Origin of the sequence: Planktotalea arctica, from assembly GCF_002105285.1 — a bacterium.
GTDB classification, from domain to species: Bacteria; Pseudomonadota; Alphaproteobacteria; order Rhodobacterales; family Rhodobacteraceae; genus Planktotalea; species Planktotalea arctica.
Window position 1 is genome coordinate 267,559 of record NZ_MUHR01000011.1, and the last position, 19,230, is coordinate 286,788.

Consider the following 19,230-nt stretch of genomic DNA (forward strand, 5'->3'; position numbering starts at 1 on the left):
GAAAGACAAGCCCGATGGACCCAACCACCTCCGCTTTTGACAGCGCCTTCTTTATCACTGGAGGCTCGATCCTATTGCTGCTGGTGCTATCGGGATTCTTTTCTGGCTCCGAAACGGCGCTTACGGCGGCCTCGCGCGGAAAATTGCGCAGCCAGGCGGATCGCGGATCGCGCGGGGCGCAGCGCGCGCTGGACATCACCGAAGACAACGAGCGCCTGATCGGCTCGGTCCTCTTGGGCAACAATCTGGTCAACATTCTGGCCACATCACTGGCGACGGCGCTATTCACACGCGCGTTCGGGGAAAGCGGCGTGGCGCTGGCGACATTGGTGATGACGCTCTTGGTGCTTGTTTTTGCTGAAGTTTTGCCAAAAACTTACGCCATCACGAATGCAGAGCGCGCCGCAGCGTTGGTCTCGCCAATCATTCAAGTCGTTGTACGCGTTTTCTCGCCCATCGTGAGCGCGGTGCGATTTTTTGTGCGCGGGGTGCTGCGTGTTTTCGGCATCCAAACCGATCCGGACAGTCACATCCTTGCCGTGCGCGAAGAGATCGAAGGCGCGCTGAACCTTGGCCATTCCGAGGGCATCGTAGAAAAGGAAGATCGCGACCGCATCCTCGGGGCACTCGATCTGGCAGAGCGCACGGTGGAAGAGATCATGCTACATCGCTCCGGGATCGAGATGATCGATGCCGCCTCCGATCCTGCGGACATCCTGCGACAATGTCTTGAGAGCCGACACACGCGCCTTCCGGTTTTCGACGGTGAGCCGGAAAACATCATCGGTGCGGTTCATGCCAAAGACCTGCTGCGCGCAATGCACAAGCTGATCGATCCTGCCACTGGGTCCGTCGCAGGCCTGACGAAATTCAACATTCGCGAAGTGGCGATGACACCGTATTTTGTACCAGAAACCACCACGCTTGATGATCAAATGCGCAATTTTCTGCGCCGCCGCACCCACTTTGCCTTGGTCGTGGATGAATATGGCACGCTTCAGGGATTGATCACGCTTGAGGATATTCTTGAGGAAATCGTCGGTGAAATTACCGATGAGTTCGATCTGGCAGAAGATGCCGCGCTCGTAGCGGATGAAGACGGACATTACGCCATCGACGGGTCCATGACGATCCGGGATCTGAACCGTGCGGTGGATTGGTCGCTGCCCGATGAAGAGGCGAACACCGTTGCAGGCCTTGTCATCCATGAAGCGCAGATGATCCCGACCGTCGGGCAAGTGTTCAGCTTTCACGGCTTTCGCTTTGAAGTGCTTGGGCGCAATGGGAACCGGATCACGCAGTTGAAAATCCGGCCCCTTTAGGCGTTATTCGGCAGCGAGGCGTTTCGCTGCCGTCTCAAGCATCGGCTTCAGGTAGCGGCCCGTATAACTGCGCTCTACCTCAGCAATTTGCTCTGGCGTTCCGATCGCGACGACTTCACCGCCGCCATCACCGCCCTCGGGGCCGATATCAATAACCCAATCGGCTGTTTTCACCACATCGAGGTTATGTTCGATCACGATCACTGAATTGCCCTGATCAACCAATTCATGCAGCACTTCGAGCAGCTTACGCACATCCTCGAAGTGCAGGCCCGTCGTCGGTTCATCCAGAATATAAAGCGTGCGCCCTGTCGATCGTTTACTTAGCTCTTTGGACAGCTTCACGCGCTGTGCTTCACCGCCCGAAAGCGTCGTCGCTTGCTGGCCTACCTTGATATAGCCAAGGCCGACCCGCATCAGCGCGTCCATCTTTTCGCGAATGCTAGGCACCGCTTTGAAAAACTCCTGCGCATCCTCGACGGTCATGTTCAACACGTCCGCGATGCTCTTGCCTTTAAAACGTATTTCCAGCGTTTCGCGGTTGTAACGTGCGCCCTTGCAGGTCTCGCATTCGACATAGACGTCAGGCAAGAAGTGCATTTCGATCTTGATCACACCATCGCCCTGACAGGCCTCACAGCGCCCGCCTTTGACGTTAAAGCTAAAGCGGCCCGGCTTGTAGCCGCGCGCCTTGGCTTCGGGCAGACCTGCGAACCAATCACGGATCGGCGTGAACGCCCCTGTATAGGTCGCCGGATTCGAGCGCGGTGTTCTGCCGATCGCGCGTTGATCAATGTCGATCACTTTGTCCAGATGCTCAAGGCCTTTGATAGTCTCGCAAGGCGCAGGCGTTTGGCGTGCACCGTTCAGGCGCATGGACGCCGTTTTGAACAACGTCTCGATTGTCAGCGTAGATTTGCCCCCGCCAGAGACACCCGTAACGCAGACGAATTTACCAAGAGGGAACTCGACACTCACATTTTGCAAATTATTCCCAGTGGCTTTCACCACTTTGATTTTCTTCTTATTTCCCACGCGCCGCTTTACTGGCACCTCGATTTGTCTTTTTCCGCTTAGGTACTGACCGGTTATCGAATTTGCATCCGCGATGATTTCCGCAGGCGTCCCTTTTGAAACGACCTGCCCGCCGTGCACACCTGCACCGGGACCAATATCGAAAACGTAATCTGCTTCGCGGATCGCCTCTTCGTCATGTTCAACCACGATCACCGTATTGCCCTGATCACGCAGGTTCTTTAGCGTTCCAAGCAGGCGATCGTTATCGCGCTGATGCAGACCGATGGACGGCTCATCAAGCACATAAAGCACCCCTTGCAAGCCGGATCCAATCTGGCTCGCCAATCTAATTCGCTGACTTTCTCCTCCGCTCAAAGTTCCACTGGCGCGCGATAATGTCAGGTACTCTAGGCCGACATTGTTAAGAAAACCCAAACGCTCGCGAATTTCTTTGAGGATCGCGACGGCGATCTCGTTCTTTTGAACGCTCAACGCACCCGGCACGGAAGCGCACCAATCATAGGCTTCCTTGATCGACATTTGCACCACATGCCCCACGTGGAGCCCTGCGATTTTCACCGCCAATGCCTCTTCGCGAAGGCGAAAACCACCACATGAGCCACAGGGCCTATTGTTTTGATAACGCTCGAATTCTTCTCGAATCCAGTTGCTATCCGTCTCGCGGTAACGGCGCTCCATATTCGGAATCACACCTTCAAAAACGCGCGTCACCTGATAGACGCGGCCACCCTCGTCATAACGAAACGGGATTTCCTCATCGCCGGAGCCATGCAGAAAAACCTGCTGCACAAAGGCAGGTAAATCTTTCCATTTCGTATTTGAATTAAATTCGTAGTGTTTTGCGATTGCTTCAATAGTCTGTAGGAAATACGGGCTTTTGCCCTTGCGCCAAGGCGCGAGCGCGCCGTCGGAAATCTTTAAATCGGCATCGGGCACAACAAGACGCTCATCGAAAAACAGCTCTTTACCAAGGCCGTCGCAGGTGGGGCAGGCCCCGAAAGGCGCGTTGAAAGAAAACAGGCGCGGCTCGATCTCGGGGATGGTGAAGCCACTGACAGGACAGGCAAATTTCTCGGAAAACGTGCTGCGCTCGCTCTCGCCGTCGCTTGGGGCGGTTTCAAGAATGGCGATGCCATCGGCCAGATCGAGCGCGGTGCGCAGACTGTCCGCAAGGCGTGTCTCAAGCCCCTCGCGCACAACGATTCGGTCCACAACGACATCGATATCATGACGGAACTTTTTATCGAGCGTGGGCGGCTCGTCCAATTCGTAAAATTCGCCATCAACCTTGACGCGCTGGAAACCTTGCTTGCGCAACTCCATGAATTCCTTGCGATATTCACCTTTTCGATCGCGAATGATCGGAGCCAGAAGATAGGCGCGCGTACCCTCCTCCATCGTCATGATGCGATCGACCATGTCCTGCACTTGTTGTGCTTCGATCGGCTTGCCCGTCGCTGGCGAATAAGGCGTGCCGACGCGCGCAAAAAGCAGGCGCATGTAATCGTAAATTTCGGTCACCGTACCCACGGTAGAACGCGGATTTTTCGACGTCGTCTTCTGCTCGATCGAGATCGCAGGCGACAGCCCGCTGATATGATCCACATCAGGTTTCTGCATCATATCAAGGAATTGGCGGGCGTAAGCGCTTAGGCTTTCAACATAGCGGCGCTGACCTTCGGCGTAAATCGTATCAAACGCGAGTGACGATTTTCCAGAGCCGGAGAGCCCGGTAATCACCACAAGCTGATCGCGCGGAATATCCACGTCTATATTCTTGAGATTATGCTCGCGCGCACCGCGCACTTCGATATTTTTCAGCTCAGCCATTTCGCCCCCGGGCAGCAGTCTTTAAAATAGACATAGGCAAACCAACGGATTCGACCAGTCTTTAACCATGACCTTGGTAGAACAAATCGGGAATACACGAAAGATTAATCTATTGCTGCCATCAAAGCGGCACGTCGGCGCGACAACACCGCATGAAGGAGGATACCGCCAAGGCTAAGAAGCACGACAAAAACGACAGTGCCGGCCAGATCGAAGACACTGATGATTGCGGCAAGGATGGGCGGGCCACAAGTCGTGCCCACATTGCCCATCTGCGCCAAAGCACCGGTTGCATGCGCGCGCCTCTCGTCCGTTGTGTTGAGCGCGGCGAGAGCAGCGAAACTTGCGCCCGGAACAAAGCCGCTCGCCCCCATAAGGAGAAGACATGCCAGAATAAATGCCGCATCGTTGCCATAGACAAACAAGAGCGGAAGCGCCGCAAGCGCGCTGAGCAAATAGCCGATCTGAACCGCGCGCACAGGAGTAACGTAGCGCAGCAAAACGATGCCAAGCGTCAGCGAGGTGATGATCGAGGCCAGCGGAAGGCTCGCTGAAAGGCCTGTACGGTGGCTCGCATCAACGAAGCCAGGAAGATAAGTGAGCACTGAAATATAGGTCGCGGTGTACCAGACGAAACCAAGCGCGGCAGCGCTGGTGACGGGCGAGTGGTAGATACTAAGGTGCAGGCCCAAAACACTTTTCAAGGTGAGCGGCACATCCTTCAAGGCGCTTTCGTGCGGCGCGATTGGCGCAGGCAATATACGCCAGAGCAACAAGGCCAACGCGAGCATGTACGCGCCATGCGACAGCATCAAGGACGGCAACCCCCCTGCGCGCAGAATCGGCGGCGCAAGGAGCGCAATTAACATGAAGGACAGGCCAAAAAAGCTGCTCCAGAGGGTCATTACCGCCGGACGCGCAACATCGGAGCTATGACGCGCCATGAGAATGGGGCCTGCGATGACGATTGCGAGATGGGTCGCGCCCTCTAGCACGCGAAGGGCAATCATCACGGGATACGGCGGCAAAAGCGCCTGAACAGCAGAAAGCAGCGCCGCCAGAACCAGCCCCGTGACGAAAGCGCGCCGGATCCCGACACGGGTAATCAGGATACCGCCCAGCACGCCAAGGGTCAAACCGGCAAGACCGACGCAAGAAATAAGAAAGCCCAAGGCGACTTCGCCCACGGGATAAATTTCGCGAAACGCAGCAAGGGAAATCGCGACCTTGCCAAATTGCGCAGCCGCGCCGAGGCCAGCCATCCAGACGAGGGTGACGATTGCGTAATCGGTTCGAAGCGAGGCCATTTGAGGCAATCTGGGTTCCAAGCGCTAAATCTTCTGCGCCAAGGCCCATGCGGTGATGGGGAATTCAGGATCGTTGGTAAGATCGTCGCACTCTGGGTCATGCTCCGGCGGCCACTCCGGCTCCAGATTGCGCAGCGCCGCGGCGCGATTGCCCCATTGGCCCGTTTTGATGCCAGCGTCGTCGAAACCGCACTCGAGCAACAGGTTTTTCAGGCCACGCGCAGACCAGCGTGAATTGTCCTGCGGCGCCGCGTGGAAGGGAATAAAAAACGGCGTTGCAATATAAAAATATGAGCCGCGCTTCATCATCTTGCGCACGTTTTTGGTGGCGGCATAGGGCTTGTCCAAATGTTCCCAAACCTGATCCGCTATGATCAGATCAAATTTGCGAGGACGGCCATCTTCGCCCTCGAACGGGCCATTGCAAATGTCATATTCCGGATAGCGAAACTGCTCGTAAGAGCCAAAGTTGAAATACTTGCCCCACTGGCCCGAAATTTCCGCCACAGACATGCCCTGCAAAGGCAATTCTTGAAGCCACGCACGCGAAATGCGGCGTAGCTCGATCCGGTTTAATGATGGCATATCAGCCCCTTAGAAGTGAATTGCGCGCCCGTAGGCATCCAGCACGCTTTCGTGCATCATTTCTGACAAGGTCGGATGCGGGAAAACGGTGTGTATCAAATCCTCCTCCGTCGTTTCCAACTGCCGCCCGATCACGTAACCTTGGATCAACTCGGTCACTTCCGCACCAATCATATGTGCGCCTAAAAGCTCGCCCGTTTGGGCGTCGAACACAGTTTTGACCAAACCTTCGGCCTCGCCAAGGGCAATCGCCTTGCCGTTGCCCATGAAAGGGAAACGCCCGACTTTAATATCGTTTCCTGCCTCTTTCGCCTGCACTTCAGTCATCCCCACCGAAGCGATCTGTGGATGGCAATATGTGCAACCCGCAATGGAACCCGGTTTGATCGGATGCACGGTTTTTCCTGCGATCATTTCAGCGACCATCACCGCTTCGTGGCTGGCCTTATGGGCAAGCCAGGGCGCGCCGGCAATATCGCCAATCGCGTAGATGCCCTCGACGGCTGTGCGGCAAAATTCATCGGTGACCACGTGGGTGCGATCCACTTCGATGCCTGTGCCCTCAAGGCCAAGGCCTTCAATGTTGCCAACGATTCCCACGGCGGAGATCACCGTATCAAACTCTTCCGTGTTTACCTTGCCGCCCGTTTCAATATGCGCCGTGACTACACCCTTGCCGCGATCAAGTTGCTTTACCATTGAATTTTCACGTATTTTCATGCCCTGCGCCATGAAACTTTTCCTGGCGAACGCACTGATTTCTTCGTCTTCAACAGGCAACACGCGGTCCATCACTTCGACAACCGTAGTGTCGCAGCCGAGCGTGTTGTAAAAACTGGCAAACTCGATCCCGATCGCACCCGAGCCAATGACCAGCAATTTTTTCGGCATCCGCGGCGGGGTCAAAGCGTGCTTGTAGGTCCAGACCAGATCGCCATCCGCTTCCAGCCCCGGCAGTTCGCGTGCGCGCGCGCCAGTGGCGAGAATGATGTGATCAGAACTAAGGGTTTCTTCACCTTTGTCTGTTTTAACACTCACACGGCCTGTGCCAGAAAGCCGCGCCTGCCCCATGACCACGTGGATTTTGTTCTTTTTCATTAGATGGCTGATCCCGCCGGATAGCTGCCCGGCCACTTTACGTGACCGCGCAACGACCGCATCCAGATCATAATCGACGCCAGTCGCGCTTAGACCGAACTCTTTAGCGCGGTGCATCAAATGAAACACCTCGGCCGAGCGCAGCATCGCCTTGGTCGGGATACAGCCCCAGTTAAGACAAATGCCGCCCATATGTTCACGCTCGATAATGGCGACGCTCAAGCCTAGCTGCGCACCGCGGATAGCCGCGACATAGCCCCCCGGCCCTGCTCCGATCACGATCATGTCGAACTGCGTCTGGCTCATTCTGGCCTCCGTGAATGTAACGATGCGCGCAGGCTACCCAGCGCGCGCACAAATGAAAAGAGCAGCCGCCTCGCTGCTCTGTTCAATCTGTCATCTGCACGAGGTCTGCTACGCGCTCATGCGCTGCAATTCTTTCACCGTGCTGCCATAGCCGCCGCGCGCCACGTAGTCTTGCTCTACCTTGGTAAATTTGCGCGCAAGGGCGTCGTTGCGGTAAGGGAACCGCCCGAATTTGCGGATCACTTCACGGTGGGCCTTGGCGTGAAGCAGATTGTCTTCGCCAGATTTTGGCATGCGCTCTTTCATCAGGCGGATGCAGCGTTCCTGATCGCACAGGTTTTCCGAGTGCATCAGCGGCAAATAGAAAAACTGGCGCGCAGGTTCGTCGATGCGCATATCCCATTGGCGATCAATCGCCACTTTAGCCGCCGCAAGGGCCGCCTTGTCAGAGGCAAACGCGCGGCCCGTACCGCGAAACATGTTGCGCGGAAACTGGTCCATCAACACGATATAGGCCAACGCGCCGTTGGGATAGGTCAGCCAAAGACCGAACTTGCCCTCCATCGCCGCCTGCCATGTCGCGCCAAAGCGATCACTGATTTCGCGGTCCAGACTATCCTCCGCCTTGTACCAATCGGCGGGGCTCTTTTCATCGAGCCAAAAGCCCAACACATCATCAGGTGCCGCAATCATACCAATTCTCCCAATTGCGCGTCATAGACAACTTAACCGTACAATCAGCTTAGCCGTTGAGGCCAATAACAAAATGCGTCAAATGCGACATATTCAGGGGGAATTTTCCTCAAGTTGCTCCTCGAGCTGCTCTTCAAGCGCATTTTCGATAGCAATCTCTTGCGCGACCTCGACAAAGACCGGCGAAGAGGACGGCATGATCGCCTGAAAACCCGACGTGTCCTCGACCGAGGGCGAAGATCGCTGGGTCATACGGAAAGCCGCATAAAGTCCAATCGCGCACATCAGTGCAGAGATCACACCGAAAAACGCACCTGCTCCAAATGTTGTCATCAACCAGCCGGTGAAAATCGGGCCGGAAATTGCGCCAAGCCCGTTCACAAAGATCATCCCGCCGGACGCGGCCGCCATGTCCTCATGTTCAAGAAAGTCGTTGGTGTAGGCCAGAAACAGTGAATACAGCGGATTGGACGTGCCCCCAACAAGGAAGGCCGAGGCCAGCAAAAGATTGAAATTCCCGCCCCAGAAGATCGCAACAAAGGCCGCAACACCGCCGAGGATGCCTGTAGCAAGAATCAAAACACGGCGGTCCATGCGATCGGAAAACCAGCCAATCGGGTACTGCATGACCAATGCGCCAACGTAAAAGGCCGACACAAGGATCGAGATTTGCGGAATACTGAGCCCGGCTTTACCGCCGTACACCGCCGCCATGCCGAACTGCGCAGAAAACACACCGCCAAGCAAAAACATGCCCACAACCCCCAACGGCGAAGCCGTATAAAGCGCGCGCAGCGTCATCGGCTTGGTCGTGTCAAAGGCAGGCGTAGGCGTGATCGAGAGCAGAATAGGCGCAAAGGCCACGGACACCAGAACCGAGGGCACGATAAACAAAATGTAGCCAGAGGGATCACCAAGCACCACAATGCCTTGCGCCGCAACGATGCCGATCATTTGCACGATCATATAAAGCGAGAGCGTCTGCCCACGCGTTTCATTGGTCGCGGAGTTATTCAGCCAGCTCTCTGCAGTCACGTAAACACCGGAAAAGCAAAACCCGATGATGATGCGCCCAATCATCCAGGCCTCGGCATTGGCCAGTGCCGGATAAAGGATCAGAACCGCAGAAATCAGCGAGCCAAGGGCCGCAAAAACGCGCACATGCCCAACGCGGCGGATCATTTCAGGAGCAAGCCGCGAGCCGCCAAGAAAGCCAACAAAATAGGCCGACATGACCAGCGACATCTCGAAGGTTGAAAACCCCTCGATCTCGCCTCGGATCCCCAAGAGCGTCCCTTGCAAACCATTGCCGAGCATCAGCAGCATCATGCCAAGCAAAAGAGCCCATGAATTTGAGAGAACTGAGAACATATCGGGCCTACTTTCTACAACATTCGAGAAACCAGCGTCTATGCTCCGATGCGGGCTACGTCTGGGGCATGCGCGACACCCGATGTGTCCTGCGCGCCGTTATGCGCCCGGAACAAGCAGCGAGCTATCCCCGTATGAAAAGAAACGGTAGTCATTCGCGATTGCATGGGCGTAAATTTCATCGACCCGCTCTTTACCCATTAAGGCCGAGACCAGCATCATAAGCGTGCTTTTGGGCAAATGGAAATTGGTCATCAAAGCATCTGCCACATGGAAGGTAAATCCGGGGTAAATAAAGATATCCGTCTCCCCCTCCCACGGCGCGATCTGTGCGGTTTTCGCCGCCGCGCTTTCGATCAGGCGCAGGGCCGTCGTGCCCACAGGAATCACCCGCCGCCCCTCGGCCTTGGCGCGCGCAATCTGCTTTGCGGCGGCGGCGCTTACCTGCCCCCATTCCGCGTGCATCTTGTGGGTGGTGACATCATCCACCTTCACCGGAAGAAACGTTCCCGCACCTACATGCAAAGTAACATGGGCGAACTCGACGCCGCGCGTGCGCAGCGCATCCAGCAGGTCATGATCAAAGTGCAACGACGCAGTAGGCGCTGCGACTGCGCCGGAATGCTGGGCGAAAACCGTCTGGTAATCTTCTTTGTCTTGCGCATCCGCCGCGCGCCGCGCTGCGATATAGGGCGGCAGCGGCATAGCGCCGGCCTCGGCCAATGCAGCATCGAAATCATCGCCCGTCAGGTTGAAGGCCAAAACACCCTGCCCGTCCTCTTTCGCAATCAGGGTCGCACTCAAATCAGCAGAAAACTCGACGGTTTCGCCCTCATTTATCTTGCGCAGCGGCTTGATCAGCGCACTCCAGGCGCCCTGCGGCTCTGCGCGCGGCTCTAGCAGGGTAACTTCGATTTTCGCGCTCCCCGTGCCGTCAGCGCTGCCGCGTTTGCGCAGACCGAACAGGCGTGCAGGAATAACCTTGGTGTCGTTCAATACCAGCAGATCGCCAGAGCGGAAAATCTGCGGCAGATCGCTGACATGGCGATCATGAATCGCGCCGCCCTCGGCCAGTAGCAATTTCGCCGACGAACGCGGCTTGGCCGGGCGCGTGGCGATCAAATTTTCGGGCAAATCGAAATCGAAATCAGTGAGTTTCATAGCTGTTTATTGCCCCAAATCTGGCGGTGGACGACGGAAGATTTCCCTAAACATTCCCGGCGTAAATAGCGAGAGCGGATTTACCTGAATTTGCGGTGTTGCTGCTGCCCCGGTGGCGGTGAAATTGAAGCCGACAAGCCCCTCCCCGCGCCGCGTCAGAATAGAGCCTATACCGTTGATGGCAAAGAACGGGGATACCACGCCCTGCATATCCATCGTCTTATTCGCGACGTCGTAATAGCCATCAACCGAAAGCCCGAGCGAGGGTCCGACTGCGCTGCCATCGGTGATGGTGATCACCTGAGGCGTTATGCGAAACGAGCTATTCACCTCGGAAAACATCAAGCCACGTCCGTCCATCTGTTCAAGCAGGCCGATCCCGCTTGCCGCGCTGAGCAGGGCAAGCGCAGGCGGCGCATCGCGCAGGCGCAGGTTCACGATTGCCAAAGTACCGTCATAGCTGTTCGCATCTGAACGCGGTGACAGACTTAGCGTCAGCGCGCCCTCGTTGGCGTTTTGCAGCAGACCAGCGGCGCTCATGGCGGCGCCTGCATTGCTCGCCTTGATCTGCACCGCCGTGCGCCCGCTCTTGGGAACGGTTATGCCCGTCACCAGAACCGCGCCGTTCAAGCGGCCATTAAACTCGCCGTTCAAGCCCTGATTGGATATGAACGCGCCTGTAAAACTGCGCAGCGCAATATCCTTGGTCACTTGCAAGCGATCCAGACGGACAGTCAAAGGCACGGCGCCGCCTGCCCCTGTGGCCGCGCTGTTTTGCGCAGGAATTCGGCGCAGATCCAGCATGCCGCCGCCGATCGTCACGCTCGGGGCCACGCCGCGCCCGCGCCCTGTCAGGGTGATCGGCGCATCCAGCCAATCGCCCGCCTGCACACGTTCAAAGCGCGCACTCTCCAGCGTGCCGCCAGCGGCGATGCTGATCGCGCCTTCGGCCTTGAGGCCCGGCGCATCAAAAGTCAGGCGATCGACTTTGGGCAGATCGCCGTTGGCACTCCCGAGCGCGCCGCGCACCGAAAGGGAGGCCCGTGCACCTGCGTCTTTGCTCCAGCCCAGCGGCGCGAGGCGCAAGCCCACGCCAGCCAAGTTCGAGCTTAGGGCGAAACTCGGCGCGGCGCCTGCCTTGAGATCAAGCGTGATCTCTCCCTGCCCTTTGCCCGAAACGGAGCCGGGCGGAAGGCCGATGTTGAACGTATCAACGAAGCGCTCGGATATCTCGATCTGTCCGCTCAACTGACTGCCCGCACCGGGCGTTCCCAGCGGCATCACCCATTCGCCCTGCACCGGCACCGCATCGATGCGCCCTGCGCCTGCAAGCGTGATGCGCTGCGACGTTGCGCGCAAATCAAGCTGATCAGCGGCGATGACGCGCCCCACGGCAAGGGTATCGCTGCGCACGCCCGTGATCTTGCCAGCGACGTCGAAAATGATTTCCGACATGGGAATTTTCTGCTTCAGCGGCAGCGTGACAGAGCCGGACAGCGCTGCGCGCCCGTCGGCGATGGTGACGGGCTGTCCGGCTTTGCTCAGAAACTCGAACGGTTTTTGATCCAGGATCGACAGCGCGGCCGTCACGGTGCTTTTGGTTTCAAGCGTCACCGTCGCAGGCGCGCCGCGAAGGCGCATATCGGGGATTTCGAACACCGTTCCCGCCACATCGATGCGCCCGCCTTGCGGCGCGGTGACCTGCCCCGCCTCCACCGCCGCTAGGAAACGACTGCCCTCGATGCGCGCATACCCGCGCGCGCCCGTGACGGGGGGCAGTTGCTTCATGAAGCGCATGCTCGCATTGGCATAGGCGAAATCAAGGTGCATCTCGGGGCGGCTAACCGCATCGGCGCGAAAGGCAAGGCGCACATTGCTCAGATCCCCCGCGAGAATATTCTGCGCGATCCATGCGCGGGTTTTGGGCTTTACCGTATTGGGCCAGACTTTCAGCAACTCATCTATATCGAGCCGCCGCGCGCGCGCATCCAGCGCCGCGCGCCAGCCATCCGCGCCGATATCAGCGCGCCCGCTGGCCACAAGGGTTTGCCCCGCCTGGCTCAAGACCAATTGCCCGATATCAAGGCGGAAGGGATCAAAGACGAGGCGCATGTCCAATTCAGCGCCCTCCAGCGTGATCGGTTCGGGGTAGAGATCGTCTGGATTGGCCTTGATGCTGGTCAGGCGGAACTGGCCCAGCATGGCTTCGGGCCAGCCACCGGGCGCGTTTTGCAGGCGCGCCCGCCCCTCGCCGCGCGCTTCGATCCACGCGGATTTGATCGACAACTCGCTAAAGGTCAGGATGTTCTCATCCGGCTCATAGGTGAAATAGGCCTTCGCCCCGTCAAAGGGGATCGGGCGCGCTTCATCCTCGGGCTGCACCACGCCTTGCCCGATTTGCAGCGTGGCATTCAAGGGACCAAGCGCGCCGTTTGCATCCACTTCGGTGCGCAGCGAGCCTGAAATCGGCGCGCGCAGCGCCTCCATCCATGCAAGTGCTTCGGTCTGGCTCGCAATATCATGCGCAGGTGCATCGGCCAGCGTCAGCCCGACGCGTGCGGCAGGCGAGCCGATGGCGCTGTCATAACTCATTTCCAGCGTCGTCGCATAATCCTGTCCGCCCAGCAGTGCGAAATCGGCGCCCATCGCCAATTGCCCGTCCTTGGCGCTGAGACGCATGCGCCCACCATCCACCGTCCAGGCCCGCCCCGCACGCGCGTCTTCATAAAGCACAGTCAGGCTATTGGCCTCGACCTCTTGCAAATATTGCAGTTCGGGGCGCACCAGAAGTTGATCGATCCGCTCGATCAACTCCACCAGCGACGCCGCTTGCTCGCTCGTGCGCAGCGCAGAGCCGATGGTCAGATCGAAACTGCCATCGCGCGCGCGGCGCAGCTTCATAAGCGCGCCAGAGAGCGAAATTTTCTTAGGAGAAAATTGCCCGCGCAGCGCCGCCGGAAACGACGCGCGCACGCTCAACTCGCCCAGCGAGGCGAAGGGCAATCCCGTATCATCGAGCACGGTGACATTTTCAAAGTGAACCCGCGGGCTCAGATCGGCCTCCTCGATGCGCAGTGAAATACTGCCGATACTGATATCGACCTGCGGCAGCGCGTTGGCTACGCGCTGCTCGATCTGGTTTTGCAGCCACTGCGGCGCGTGCACATCGCGCCCGATCAGCAGCACGAAACCGATCACCAGCGCCACAGCGAAACCGCCAAGCCCCGTCAGAACAGCCTGCGCCAAATGACGTTTGCGCAGACGGCGGGCGCGCATTTGCGGCCCCGAATCCGTTTGCGGCACGTTCTGTGTTGGCTCTGGCGTGTCGTTCATGGTCAGGAGATTTGCCTTTATTTCAGCGCAGCGCGCACTATTGTTTGCCCCCTTCTAATATGAAACCAACGGCTGTGAAACCAAGGGGATGCCAAATGATTGATGCCAACGACAAAGCGCCAGAGTTCACATTGCCTGCCAGCGGCGATCAAACCCTAAGCCTTGCAGAGGCGGGAAGCGCGGTTGTTTTGTTCTTTTATCCGCGCGACGACACGCCAGGCTGCACGAAAGAGGCGATCGCCTTTACCGGCATGGAAGCCCAGTTCGCCGCGCTTGGCGTCAAAATCTGGGGAATTTCCGCCGATAGCCTCGCCAGCCACGAGAAATTCGCAGCCAAGCATGGGCTGAGCATGCCTTTGCTTTGCGACGCGGATAGTGCGGTTTGCGAGGCTTACGGCGTGTGGAAGGAAAAGAACATGTATGGCAAAAAATTCTTCGGCATCGAGCGCGCAACATTTTTGATCAACGCTGATGGCACGCTGGCGCAGGTCTGGCGCAAGGTCAAAGTGCCGGGCCACGCAGAAGCGGTGCTTGAGGCCGCGAAGGCACTTCTGCCATGAAATCACTGGCACAAATGGCGCTGGACGTACTGCAAACCGCAGATGGGCGCGCGAAAACCGCGCTTTCGCATAAATATGCGGCCGAGTGGCGCGCAGCGCGGGCAAACGGCGATGCCATCGAGATCGGCAGCGCCGCGCCACCCATGCACCCTGCCCGCCCGGAGCGGCCCGAATTGCTCTCGCCGCGCGATGTGCCGCGCCGCAAACCGGGCAGCGAGCAAGGCCGCATCGCGCTCTTGCATGCGGTGGCCCATATCGAGCTGAACGCGGTTGATCTGCACTGGGATATCATCGCCCGTTTCACTCATATCCCCATGCCTATGGGCTTTTATGATGACTGGGTCAGCGCCGCGAATGACGAAAGCAAACATTTCAATCTGATGTGCGATTGCCTTGAGGAACTGGGCAGCCACTACGGCGCTTTGCCAGCCCATGCCGGCATGTGGCGCGCCGCCGAGGATACGGCGAAGGACTTCATGGGCCGCCTCGCAGTGGTGCCCATGGTGCTTGAGGCGCGCGGCCTTGATGTGACGCCGGGCATGATAAAGCTCTTTCAGAACGCCAAAGCAGATAGTGCCGTCGCCGCGCTGGAAGTGATTTATGCAGAGGAAGTTGCGCATGTCGCCTATGGTTCCAAATGGTTCAACTTCATGTGCGGGCGCGATAACCTTGATCCCAAAGAGGTCTTCCACAGCCTTGTGCGGCACTATTTCCACAGCACTCTCAAGCCGCCTTTCAATGAAGAAAAGCGCGCAGAGGCAGGAATTCCACCGGACTTTTATTGGCCGTTGACCGAAGATTTTCCCGCCGAAACCTAGCCCCCAACATTGCGGGCAAGTCTTTGAGTTCGGCGGTTTTCTGCCACAATCAAGCGTAAAACTCCCCTAAATCGAATCGCCGGGGCCAAATGACTTGCACGGCGGCAAGGGGCTGGGTATGGAAATTCCTAAGGTGCCGGGGATCGCTTTACTTATGATCCGAAATGAGCGCCATTATTGAGTTGGGACAAAAAGGGATGCTGGTTTGCGAAAGCGGCTTTCAATAAAAATCAATTCGCTCTTGGAGCGGCATTTTCCCGAACGCAGACTTTTTCTGCGCTCTGATGCGGACACGCGCTTTATTCGGCTGCGTCCTGTGACACAACTTCTTGGCTTTGCCGGCTCTGCCGCAATCGTGGCTTGGGCGATCATCGCCACCTCGATCTTGCTGATGGACAGTATCGGCTCGGGCAACTTCCGCGATCAGGCCCAGCGGGATCAGGACGCCTATGAACGTCGCCTAAACGAGCTGTCCTCGGAGCGCGATGCGCGGGCCGAAGAGGCACTTGCCGCTCAGGAACGCTTCAATGCTGCGCTTAGCCAGATATCCTTGATGCAATCCGAATTGCTCAGTTCTGAAACGGTGCGCCGTGAACTTGAGACCGGTATCGAGGTTATCCAGGGCACGCTGCGCAAAACCATGAAAGATCGTGAAAGCGCGCGTGATCAACTGGCCGACATCTCCGAGGGCGGTGAAACCGTGTCCGCAAGCAATGCGAGCGATGATGCGGCCATGGATTTCCTGACCTCAGCGCTTGAGGCCACTGCGCAAGAACGTGACCAAGTGGTTGCCGACGCACAGGATGCGCTGATCCGCGCTGATGAAATGCAGTCCGAAATCCAAATGATGGCGGACAAGAACGATCAAATCTTCCGCCAGCTCGAAGAAGCGATGACCGTTTCCGTAAAGCCGCTCGACAAGATGTTTCGCGCGGCAGGCATGAACCCTGACCGCATCCTCAACGAGGTGCGCAAGGGTTATTCCGGCCAAGGTGGTCCGCTCATGCCGCTTAGCTTTTCCACGCGCGGAGAGGCCCCATCAGCGGAAACCGAACGCGCGAACGACATCCTGAAAGACATGGATGCGCTGAACCTATACCGTATCGCCGCGCAAAAAGCGCCCTTCGCCAACCCCGTAAAAAGCGCGTTCCGCTTCACGTCTGGATTTGGTTATCGCTGGGGACGCATGCACAATGGCACCGATTTCGCCGCATCACACGGCACACCGATCTACGCGACAGCCGACGGCGTCGTCACCCACGCGGGCTGGCAATCAGGCTACGGCAAGCTCGTAAAAATCCAGCACCAGTTCGGGATTGAAACGCGCTATGCGCATCAGTCCAAGATTCGCGTCAAGGTTGGACAAAGGGTCTCGCGCGGTCAACGCATCGGTGATATGGGTAACACTGGACGTTCCACCGGCACCCATCTACATTACGAAGTTCGTGTCGGCGGGAAAGCCGTCAATCCGATGATCTATATCAAGGCTGCAAACGATGTTTTCTAAAAGCAAAATCAACGATCCCGGCTCCAAAGCAGACGGCACATCTTCAAACGCTCCCGAAGCGACAGGCGCACTTGCGACCCCGCCCCGTGCTAGCGAATTCAAGGCCTCCGCCCCCAAGGCGAAGCCACCTGCGTCAATCCTGTCTGCTGATCTTCATGTCACGGGTAACATGAAGACGACGGGCGATATTCAGGTCGAAGGCACAGTCGAGGGCGATATTCGCGCACATCTGCTGACGATCGGCGAAACTGCCACGATCAAGGGCGAAGTGATTGCCGATGACGTTGTCGTCAATGGCCGCATCGTGGGCCGCGTGCGTGGTCTCAAGGTGCGTTTGACGTCTACGGCGCGCGTCGAGGGTGACATCATCCACAAGACAATCGCGATTGAAAGCGGTGCGCATTTCGAGGGCTCTGTGCAGCGTCAGGACGATCCGCTGAACACCAAAGGGAGTGGCAAAGTGCCCACCGGTGCACCTGCTCCAAAATCCGAGTGAGTTTTTACCTCCGAGATATAGATCAAGGGTCGCGCTTTGCGGCCCTTTTTCATGCGCATCCACTGTTTGAAGATCAATCCGGATGAGCCCTCCAAATGATGCGGATATGTCTGAACTCCCTCTCGGCTCGGGCGCAATGGACCCGCTAGAGCGTCTCGGCTGGACCACGTATTTCTCAGAGCAAACCGATGCAGATACACTGGCGGCGACGCTGCCCGTGCGCATTACTTCGGTACATCGCAGCGGCCTGCAAGCTCTTGGCGCCACCACTCAAGTAAAACTGCCTCCACGCAAGGACGTTACTGTCGGTGATTGGCTGCTCTATGATGCGTTGCACCCTCAAAACAGCACCTTGTTAGAGCGCACGAGCCTGATCAAACGCCGCTCACCCGGCAAGGACCGCTATGAACAATTGATCGCGGCGAACATTGATACCGCCTTCATCGTGACCTCCTGCAACGCCGATTTTAACATTGCGCGTCTCGAGCGCTATGTCGCACTGGCCTTTGACGCCAATGTGACGCCCGTAATTCTATTGACCAAGCCAGATCTATGCGCAGACACGGCGCCTTTCGTGACCGAAGCCCTCAGCATTTCAGAGTTGGTCGAGGTTGCTGCCGTCAATGCGAAATCAGATACCGCTGCGGCGCTTCTAGCCACATGGTGCAGACCGGGCAAAACCGTTGCTTTCCTTGGCTCATCCGGCGTTGGCAAGTCGACACTGACAAATGCCCTGATTGGATCAGCCCAAATCGAGACACAAGACATTCGTGAAGTGGATGCAAGGGGGCGTCACACGACGACGCGGCGCGAATTGCACTTTGTCCCGAATGGCTGTTCGGTGCTCGACACGCCGGGCATGCGCGAGTTGCAACTGACCGATGCCGCGGCAGGCCTTGACGATCTATTTGCCGATCTTCGAGCCCTCGCGCAGACTTGCAAGTTTCGCGATTGCGCACATGCAAGTGAGCCCGGCTGCGCCATCAACGCCGCGATCAAACGCGGCGACATCGAGCGTGCGCGCTTTGAACGTTGGCAAAAGCTGGTGACCGAGGATACGTTCAACACGGCGTCCCTGAGTGACTTGAAGCGTCGAGAAAAATCGCTGCACAAGACCATCAAAGCGGTTCAGAAACGCAATCATAAGTAGCCAGACCCAAGGCTCTTTTGAATATTGGTTCCCGAGACGGGTTCACTAATCTTCCAAATCCGCGCCCCAGTACAGAAAATCAAGCCATGTCTGGTGCAGTTCCTTTTGAACGCGCGCGAGTTTACGGCCAATCTTGTCAAGCTCGTGTGGACTGGGTGCACGCGGTTTGCGCAACAGTTTCATACCAGCCTCGCGCGGTGTTTTATTGGCTTTGCGCAGATTGCACGCCTGGCAGGCCGCAACGATGTTCTCGAAACTTGCAGGCCCTTTGCGCGAACGCGGCAGGACATGATCAAAGGTCAAATCCTTGGCCGGTTTCTTTGCCGCGCAATACTGACAACAAAACCCGTCACGCAGGAAAAGGTTGTAGCGCGTAAAGGCCGCGCTTTTGCGTTTATGATATTGACGCAAACAGACGACGGCAGGCACCTGAAAGGCCTGCGTGGCGGAATGCACGGCGACATCATCGTAGGTTTTTAGCTGGATCACGCGGTCTTGCAATACCGCGGTCATTGCTTCCTGCCACGACCAAGTGGAGAGCGGCATCCAGCTCAATGGCTGCATATCCGCGTTGAGCACGAGCGTGCGATGGTTGCTCAGATGGCTCAGATTTGACTGTGTGTCATGCGTGTTCATGCTCTGCCCACCTCAATGA

Annotated in this window: 15 protein-coding genes; 6 read left to right on the top strand and 9 right to left on the bottom strand. The window is 57.4% G+C overall.

Going from position 1 to position 19,230, the window contains the following annotated elements:
* Positions 1–14 precede the first annotated feature (14 nt).
* Positions 15–1,322: an HlyC/CorC family transporter gene (locus B9P63_RS11940; protein ID WP_085309021.1), complete on the top strand. Its 1,308-nt coding sequence runs from the start codon at positions 15–17 to the stop codon at positions 1,320–1,322.
* A gap of 3 nt (positions 1,323–1,325) precedes the next feature.
* On the opposite strand, the gene uvrA is transcribed toward B9P63_RS11940, so the two are convergent.
* The 8 genes from uvrA to B9P63_RS11980 form a co-directional block, all read right to left on the bottom strand.
* The gene (uvrA, locus tag B9P63_RS11945; protein ID WP_085309023.1) at positions 1,326–4,190 is read right to left on the bottom strand and encodes an excinuclease ABC subunit UvrA; all 2,865 of its coding nucleotides are present in this window, start codon (positions 4,188–4,190) and stop codon (positions 1,326–1,328) included.
* 104 nt (positions 4,191–4,294) lie between these two features.
* A complete protein-coding gene (locus tag B9P63_RS11950; protein ID WP_085309025.1) occupies positions 4,295–5,497 on the bottom strand; it encodes an MFS transporter in 1,203 nt (400 codons plus the stop codon).
* Positions 5,498–5,521: 24 nt separating this feature from the next.
* Positions 5,522–6,082: a class I SAM-dependent methyltransferase gene (locus B9P63_RS11955; protein ID WP_085309027.1), complete on the bottom strand. Its 561-nt coding sequence runs from the start codon at positions 6,080–6,082 to the stop codon at positions 5,522–5,524.
* 9 nt (positions 6,083–6,091) lie between these two features.
* The gene (gene lpdA, locus B9P63_RS11960) at positions 6,092–7,486 is read right to left on the bottom strand and encodes a dihydrolipoyl dehydrogenase (RefSeq protein ID WP_085309028.1); all 1,395 of its coding nucleotides are present in this window, start codon (positions 7,484–7,486) and stop codon (positions 6,092–6,094) included.
* A 108-nt stretch (positions 7,487–7,594) separates the two neighbouring features.
* Positions 7,595–8,176: a DUF924 family protein gene (locus tag B9P63_RS11965; RefSeq protein WP_085309261.1), complete on the bottom strand. Its 582-nt coding sequence runs from the start codon at positions 8,174–8,176 to the stop codon at positions 7,595–7,597.
* A 96-nt stretch (positions 8,177–8,272) separates the two neighbouring features.
* The gene (locus B9P63_RS11970) at positions 8,273–9,550 is read right to left on the bottom strand and encodes an MFS transporter (protein ID WP_085309030.1); all 1,278 of its coding nucleotides are present in this window, start codon (positions 9,548–9,550) and stop codon (positions 8,273–8,275) included.
* A 99-nt stretch (positions 9,551–9,649) separates the two neighbouring features.
* Positions 9,650–10,711: a tRNA preQ1(34) S-adenosylmethionine ribosyltransferase-isomerase QueA gene (gene queA, locus B9P63_RS11975; RefSeq protein WP_085309032.1), complete on the bottom strand. Its 1,062-nt coding sequence runs from the start codon at positions 10,709–10,711 to the stop codon at positions 9,650–9,652.
* A gap of 6 nt (positions 10,712–10,717) precedes the next feature.
* The gene (locus B9P63_RS11980) at positions 10,718–14,044 is read right to left on the bottom strand and encodes a YhdP family protein (protein WP_085309034.1); all 3,327 of its coding nucleotides are present in this window, start codon (positions 14,042–14,044) and stop codon (positions 10,718–10,720) included.
* Positions 14,045–14,139: 95 nt separating this feature from the next.
* Between B9P63_RS11980 and B9P63_RS11985 the strand changes: the two genes are divergently transcribed.
* The 5 genes from B9P63_RS11985 (at position 14,140) to rsgA (ending at position 18,575) form a co-directional block, all read left to right on the top strand.
* Positions 14,140–14,604 (top strand): peroxiredoxin, encoded by a 465-nt coding sequence (locus B9P63_RS11985; RefSeq protein ID WP_085309036.1) that lies wholly within the window; start codon positions 14,140–14,142, stop codon positions 14,602–14,604.
* The gene (locus tag B9P63_RS11990; protein WP_085309038.1) at positions 14,601–15,422 is read left to right on the top strand and encodes a ferritin-like domain-containing protein; all 822 of its coding nucleotides are present in this window, start codon (positions 14,601–14,603) and stop codon (positions 15,420–15,422) included. The genes B9P63_RS11985 and B9P63_RS11990 overlap by 4 nt, the downstream gene beginning before the upstream one ends.
* Before the next feature lie 205 nt (positions 15,423–15,627).
* Positions 15,628–16,929 (top strand): M23 family metallopeptidase, encoded by a 1,302-nt coding sequence (locus B9P63_RS11995; protein ID WP_085309040.1) that lies wholly within the window; start codon positions 15,628–15,630, stop codon positions 16,927–16,929.
* A complete protein-coding gene (locus B9P63_RS12000) occupies positions 16,919–17,425 on the top strand; it encodes a bactofilin family protein (RefSeq protein WP_085309042.1) in 507 nt (168 codons plus the stop codon). The genes B9P63_RS11995 and B9P63_RS12000 overlap by 11 nt, the downstream gene beginning before the upstream one ends.
* 106 nt (positions 17,426–17,531) lie before the next feature.
* Positions 17,532–18,575, top strand: coding sequence for a ribosome small subunit-dependent GTPase A (gene rsgA / locus B9P63_RS12005; RefSeq protein WP_245830651.1), 1,044 nt, complete (start codon positions 17,532–17,534; stop codon positions 18,573–18,575).
* 45 nt (positions 18,576–18,620) lie between these two features.
* On the opposite strand, the gene B9P63_RS12010 is transcribed toward rsgA, so the two are convergent.
* Entirely contained in the window at positions 18,621–19,211 is a 591-nt protein-coding gene (locus tag B9P63_RS12010; RefSeq protein WP_085309046.1) for an HNH endonuclease, read from the bottom strand.
* Positions 19,212–19,230 lie beyond the last annotated feature (19 nt).

Bases quoted from the DNA above. Each gene is read 5' to 3' on its own strand.
- B9P63_RS11940 (WP_085309021.1), top strand. From the start codon at position 15: ATGGACCCAACCACCTCCGCTTTTGACAGCGCCTTCTTTATCACTGGA.
- uvrA (WP_085309023.1), bottom strand. From the start codon at position 4,190: ATGGCTGAGCTGAAAAATATCGAAGTGCGCGGTGCGCGCGAGCATAAT.
- B9P63_RS11950 (WP_085309025.1), bottom strand. From the start codon at position 5,497: ATGGCCTCGCTTCGAACCGATTACGCAATCGTCACCCTCGTCTGGATG.
- B9P63_RS11955 (WP_085309027.1), bottom strand. From the start codon at position 6,082: ATGCCATCATTAAACCGGATCGAGCTACGCCGCATTTCGCGTGCGTGG.
- lpdA (WP_085309028.1), bottom strand. From the start codon at position 7,486: ATGAGCCAGACGCAGTTCGACATGATCGTGATCGGAGCAGGGCCGGGG.
- B9P63_RS11970 (WP_085309030.1), bottom strand. From the start codon at position 9,550: ATGTTCTCAGTTCTCTCAAATTCATGGGCTCTTTTGCTTGGCATGATG.
- queA (WP_085309032.1), bottom strand. From the start codon at position 10,711: ATGAAACTCACTGATTTCGATTTCGATTTGCCCGAAAATTTGATCGCC.
- B9P63_RS11980 (WP_085309034.1), bottom strand. From the start codon at position 14,044: ATGAACGACACGCCAGAGCCAACACAGAACGTGCCGCAAACGGATTCG.
- B9P63_RS11985 (WP_085309036.1), top strand. From the start codon at position 14,140: ATGATTGATGCCAACGACAAAGCGCCAGAGTTCACATTGCCTGCCAGC.
- B9P63_RS11990 (WP_085309038.1), top strand. From the start codon at position 14,601: ATGAAATCACTGGCACAAATGGCGCTGGACGTACTGCAAACCGCAGAT.
- B9P63_RS12000 (WP_085309042.1), top strand. From the start codon at position 16,919: ATGTTTTCTAAAAGCAAAATCAACGATCCCGGCTCCAAAGCAGACGGC.
- rsgA (WP_245830651.1), top strand. From the start codon at position 17,532: ATGTCTGAACTCCCTCTCGGCTCGGGCGCAATGGACCCGCTAGAGCGT.
- B9P63_RS12010 (WP_085309046.1), bottom strand. From the start codon at position 19,211: ATGAACACGCATGACACACAGTCAAATCTGAGCCATCTGAGCAACCAT.